Raw genomic sequence first — 5,281 nt, 5'->3', positions numbered from 1 at the left:
TTTCTGTTTTTTTTATATTTATTGATGTTGAATATTTTCTAAATTTAATAAAAAAGTTAAAATTAATTTTTTAAATTAATTATTAAAAGTCATAAATAAATTTATTATTTTAAAAAAAATATAATTTTATTGAAGTTTTGCGCTCTACAGGATTTGAACCTGTGACCAATAGCTTAGAAGGCTATTGCTCTATCCAACTGAGCTAAGAGCGCAAAAATATTACAAGTAATATATCATATATTATAATATATATTCAAATTAATTAAATTATTTTATTTACTATTTTTTATAATGAGTTATATAAAATGAATGCTAAGATTATCAATGGACATATTATTGCTGAAAAAATATATATGAATATATATAAAAAAATGAAAAATATTTTATTTTTCAAAAAAAGAAAACCTGGGTTAGGAGTAATTTTAGTAGGAAATAATTTAGCATCTAAAATTTACGTAAAAAATAAATTAAAAATGTGTAAAAAATTAGGATTTTTTTATAATAGTTATAATTTATCAAATAAAATTAACGAATGTAAAATAATTAAAATAATTAATTTTTTAAATAGAAATAAATATATTGATGGTATTTTAATACAGTTACCATTACCTAAACAAATTAATTTTATAAAAATAATTGAAACAATAGATCATAAAAAAGATATAGATGGATTTCATCCATATAATATTGGTCGTTTATGTCAAAGAGCTCCATTATTACGACCTTGTACTTCTTTAGGAATATTACAATTATTAAAATATTATAAAATTAAAACTTATGGATTAAATACTGTAATTGTAGGTGCTTCTAACATAGTAGGTCGTCCTATAGCTATGGAATTATTATTAGCTGGGTGTACTATTACCATTACACATCGTTTTACAAAAAATTTACGATATTATATAGAATATGCAGATTTATTAATAGTAGCCGTTGGTAAACCTAATTTTATACCAGGTAATTGGATTAAATTAGGTGCTATTGTAATAGATGTTGGAATTAATAAAATTAATAATAATAAAATTATAGGTGATGTTAATTTTGAACAAGCTAAAAAAAGAGCTTCTTATATTACACCAGTTCCTGGTGGAATAGGTCCAATTACTGTAGCTACTTTAATGAAAAATATTTTATATGCTTATGAAAAAGCATAATTTTTTATTTAAAATTATGCTTTTTATAAAGTTATTTTTTAAGCCGGATTCTGTCTAGAACAGTCATTTATCTAGAATAATAATTACTTATTATTTCAAGCAGCTTACCCAAGTTTATAGTACGGGTTATACAAACTTATATTTAGCCTTGCTCCTGATGGAGTTTACATTGACATATATTATTACTAATATATCGGTATGCTTTTACCATGCCTTTTCACCCTTACCATATTTTATTTTTTATATTATTTATGGCGGTATTTTTTCTGTTGCACTATTCGTAAGTTCACACTTCCCAGTAATTATCTGGCACCATACCCTACGGAGTCCGGACTTTCCTCTTTTATTTTTTAATAAAAGCGACTGTTTTTTATTAACTTTAATAAAATTTATTTTATATTATAAAAATATAAATTACTATTTATTTTTTATATAAAATTTGTATAATAAATTTCTTTTAACAGAATATATATTTGCAGTAATATCTATTGCTTTTTTTATTGGTAATTCTTTTATTAAATTTAATAATGTTTTTATTATTTTTGGAGATAATTCTAAATTTTTTTTAGATAATATTTTATATCCGCTAATAATTAAAATAATTTCTCCTTTTATTTTATTTAAATCTAATTTAAACCATTTTATTAAATTAGATATATTATCTCCATGAATATTTTCCCATTTTTTTGTTAATTCTCTAGCAATTACTAAATATCTATTCTTTCCAAAAATATTTTTTATATCATATAAACATTTTAATAATCTATGAGTTGATTCATAAATAATTATAGTTCTATATTCTGTTTTTAATTCTTGTAATCTTTTAATTCTTTTATTTTTTTTATAAGATAAAAAACCTTCATAACAAAATCTATTTGTTGGTAAACCTGATACAGATAAAGCTGATATAGCTGAACATGGACCTGGTATCGGAATAATTTTTATATTAGTATATTTTTTACGACATAATTTAATAATTCTATATCCAGGATCATTAATTAATGGAGTTCCTGAATCGGATACTAGTGCTGTATTATATCCTTGTTTAATTTTTTCTAAAAAAATTTTTGCATTTTTTTTTTCATTATGTTCATGATATGAATATAATTTTTTTTTAATATTAAAATATTTTAATATTAATCCTGTTTTTCTAGTATCTTCTGCTAAAATAAAATCTACTTTATTTAAAGTAATTAATGCTCTTTTACTAAAATCATCATAATTACCTATAGGTGTTGCAACTACATATAAATTACCTGATTTAGTATTATTTTTTTTCATATGTTACTAATTAATTAAATTATTAACTTTAATTTTTTTATCAAATATATTATTATACATATAATAATTAGTTTTATATATAAATATTGGAGGAATGGCCGAGTGGTTGAAGGCACCGGTCTTGAAAACCGGAAATAGGAAACTATTCGAGAGTTCGAATCTCTCTTCCTCCTAAATAATATTAATTAATATATTAAAATGTATGTAAAAAAAAAATATGATATTTTATGGAATATTAAATTAGCTATTAGTATAGCTAATTTAGAAAAAATTAAATTAAATGATAATCATTGGAAAGTAATATATATATTACGTTATTTATATTTTAAATATAATATACATCCAAATATAAGAATACTTATTAATGAATTAAAAAAAAAACATAAAGATATAGAATGGAATAGTGTTAGTTTATTTAATTTATTTCCTAATGGAGTTATAAAACAAGCTTCTAAAATAGCTGGACTTCCCCAAAATAATATTTGTTTATAAAAAATAATAATTTTATAAGAATTATTATAAAACATTATCATTATAATGATAATGTTTTATTTTTTAAAAAATAAATAATTTTTATACTTGAAATATATTTTTTTAAAATAAAAAAAAATAATGACCCATATACAGCTATTTAAGATACTTTGTAATAATAATTTTATATAATTAAAATTAATATTATTTATATTATAAATAGTTAAATTAATTAAGAAAAAAATACAAGTTATAAGTAATAATTTATAAATTAAGTTTAAACACGAAATTGTTTTATTATTATATAATAGAAAATATGTTACTATACATAATAGTAAACTATGTAATCCCAAAACATAATTTGTAAAAAAATCTATTATTAATCCAATAAAAAAACTAGTGATAACATTAATATCGTATGGATAAAATATAATCCAACAGATTAAAATTGATGTTAACCATTGTATGTGTAAAATAATATTATTACTTTTACTAAATATGATTTGTAAAAATAACGATATTATAAATGTTATATAAATTAATAATTTAAATAAATAATTTTTCATATTTTATTGAGAATTTATTAATAATAATACATATTTTATTTGTTCTATTTGTAAAAATGGTTTTGCATAAATTATGTTAAAATTTTCTTTTTTATTAAAAAATATATGATCAATAACACCTACAGGATACCCTTGGGGATATTGTTCATCTAAACCAGATGTAACTAATATATCTCCTTTTTTAATTATTATATCAGTAGATATATATTCAGATTTTAAAAATTTTGTACATCCATTTCCATTTATTATAAATGTAATATTACTATTTAGTACTTGTACTGGTAAAGAAATATTTTTATTACAAATTAATAAAACTTGACTACTTGTTTTTTTACTAGATATTACTTGTCCTACTACACCTTTTTCATTAAGTACAATTGTACCTGGAGAAATATTATCTTTTAATCCTTTATCAATAAAAATTTCATTTTTACATCTAGGTAATATAATAGGTATTATTTTTGCTAAAATACTAATTTTTTTTTTAAAAAAGGGTAGTTTTAAAATATGTCTTAAATCATTATTTTCTTGTTTAATTTCTTTTAAATTATATAATTGTACATTTTGTTGTAAAATTTTACTAAATAAATATTTATTATTTTTTTGTATAATTTTGTTTTTTAAAAAAAAATTTGATATATTCTTATAAATAAGAAATGGTTTATTTAAAATAAAATATATAGGACTCATAATATGATTAGTATCATATCTTATTTTAACAAAAAAATTAGAATATGTATCAATAATTATAATAATAATTGATATAATAATAAAAATTACTGTTTTCAATTTAAAAATAGGTTTTTTATTAAAAATTAATTTCATAAATATATTATCTTAAAATTATAATTTATTTTATTCTTCACTAAATAGATCACCTTCATGTGTATCAATGATTTCTAATGCTTTTCCTCCACCTCGAGCTACACAAGTTAATGGATCTTCAGCAATAGTAACCGAAATACCTGTTTCTTCTATTAATAATTTATCAAAATTTTTTAATAATGCTCCACCACCTGTTAATATTATTCCTCTTTCTGATATATCAGCTGCTAATTCTGGAGGGCATTTTTCTAAAGCAATCATTATAGCACTTACTATTCCAGCTAAAGGTTCTTGAAGTGCTTCTAAAATTTCATTAGAATTTAATATAAAACTCCTTGGTACTCCTTCAGCTAAATTTCTTCCTCTTACTTCCATTTCTAATATTTCTTCATTATTATTATAAGCAGAACCTATTTTATGTTTAATTTTTTCAGCAGTTACTTCTCCAATTAAGGAACCATAATTACGTCTAACATGATTAATAATGGATTCATCAAATCTATCTCCTCCTATTCTAACAGAAGAAGAATATACCACCCCATTAAGTGATATTACTGCAACTTCAGTAGTTCCCCCTCCTATATCTATTATCATAGACCCTGTGGCTTTAGAAACTGGTAAACCTGCTCCAATTGCGGCAGCCATTGGTTCTTCTATTAAAAAAACTTCTCTTGCACCTGCCCCCTGTGTAGATTCACGAATAGCTCTTCTTTCAACTTGTGTTGCACCTACAGGAACACATACTAATACTCTAGGACTAGGTCTCATAAAACTATTACTATGAACTTTTTTAATAAAATGTTGTAACATTTTTTCAGTAATAAAAAAATCTGCTATAACACCATCTTTCATAGGCCTAATAGCTGTAATATTACCTGGAGTTCTTCCTAGCATTTGTTTTGCATTATATCCAACAGCAGCTACACTTTTAGGGAATCCTGTTTTATCTTGTCTTATAGCTACAACAGAAGGTTCATTTAAAAC

6 protein-coding genes, 2 tRNA genes and 1 other RNA gene are annotated in these 5,281 nt (G+C 21.5%); 3 read left to right on the top strand and 6 right to left on the bottom strand.

Annotated elements, in window-relative coordinates; genetic code table 11:
* Nucleotides 1-138: 138 nt before the first annotated feature.
* Nucleotides 139-212, bottom strand: a tRNA-Arg gene (locus tag GJT96_RS00085).
* A 93-nt stretch (nt 213-305) separates the two neighbouring features.
* Between GJT96_RS00085 and folD the strand changes: the two genes are divergently transcribed.
* On the top strand, nt 306-1,154 hold the full coding sequence (gene folD / locus GJT96_RS00080) for a bifunctional methylenetetrahydrofolate dehydrogenase/methenyltetrahydrofolate cyclohydrolase FolD (protein ID WP_169780232.1): 849 nt from the start codon (nt 306-308) through the stop codon (nt 1,152-1,154).
* 23 nt (nt 1,155-1,177) lie between these two features.
* On the opposite strand, the gene rnpB is transcribed toward folD, so the two are convergent.
* Both rnpB and rsmI read right to left on the bottom strand, forming a co-directional pair.
* Nucleotides 1,178-1,535, bottom strand: an RNA gene (gene rnpB, locus GJT96_RS00075) — RNase P RNA component class A.
* 36 nt (nt 1,536-1,571) lie between these two features.
* On the bottom strand, nt 1,572-2,435 hold the full coding sequence (gene rsmI / locus GJT96_RS00070; RefSeq protein ID WP_169780231.1) for a 16S rRNA (cytidine(1402)-2'-O)-methyltransferase: 864 nt from the start codon (nt 2,433-2,435) through the stop codon (nt 1,572-1,574).
* Nucleotides 2,436-2,523: 88 nt separating this feature from the next.
* Here rsmI and GJT96_RS00065 point away from each other — a divergent pair.
* Nucleotides 2,524-2,608, top strand: a tRNA-Ser gene (locus tag GJT96_RS00065).
* A 25-nt stretch (nt 2,609-2,633) separates the two neighbouring features.
* On the top strand, nt 2,634-2,927 hold the full coding sequence (locus tag GJT96_RS00060) for a TusE/DsrC/DsvC family sulfur relay protein (protein WP_169780230.1): 294 nt from the start codon (nt 2,634-2,636) through the stop codon (nt 2,925-2,927).
* A 56-nt stretch (nt 2,928-2,983) separates the two neighbouring features.
* Here GJT96_RS00060 and mreD read toward each other — a convergent pair whose 3' ends face one another.
* From mreD to GJT96_RS00045, 3 genes are all read right to left on the bottom strand, one after another.
* Nucleotides 2,984-3,472, bottom strand: coding sequence for a rod shape-determining protein MreD (gene mreD, locus GJT96_RS02465; protein WP_169780229.1), 489 nt, complete (start codon nt 3,470-3,472; stop codon nt 2,984-2,986).
* Nucleotides 3,473-3,475: 3 nt separating this feature from the next.
* Nucleotides 3,476-4,297, bottom strand: coding sequence for a rod shape-determining protein MreC (gene mreC, locus GJT96_RS00050; protein WP_169780228.1), 822 nt, complete (start codon nt 4,295-4,297; stop codon nt 3,476-3,478).
* Nucleotides 4,298-4,327: 30 nt separating this feature from the next.
* A partial coding sequence (locus GJT96_RS00045) for a rod shape-determining protein (protein WP_169780227.1) occupies nt 4,328-5,281 on the bottom strand: 954 nt, incomplete at its 5' end.

This window comes from Enterobacteriaceae endosymbiont of Donacia piscatrix, assembly GCF_012569525.1.
Classification (GTDB): Bacteria; Pseudomonadota; Gammaproteobacteria; order Enterobacterales; family Enterobacteriaceae.
The sequence above is the reverse complement of the archived record's forward strand: the minus strand, read 5'-3'. Positions and strand labels throughout refer to the sequence as shown.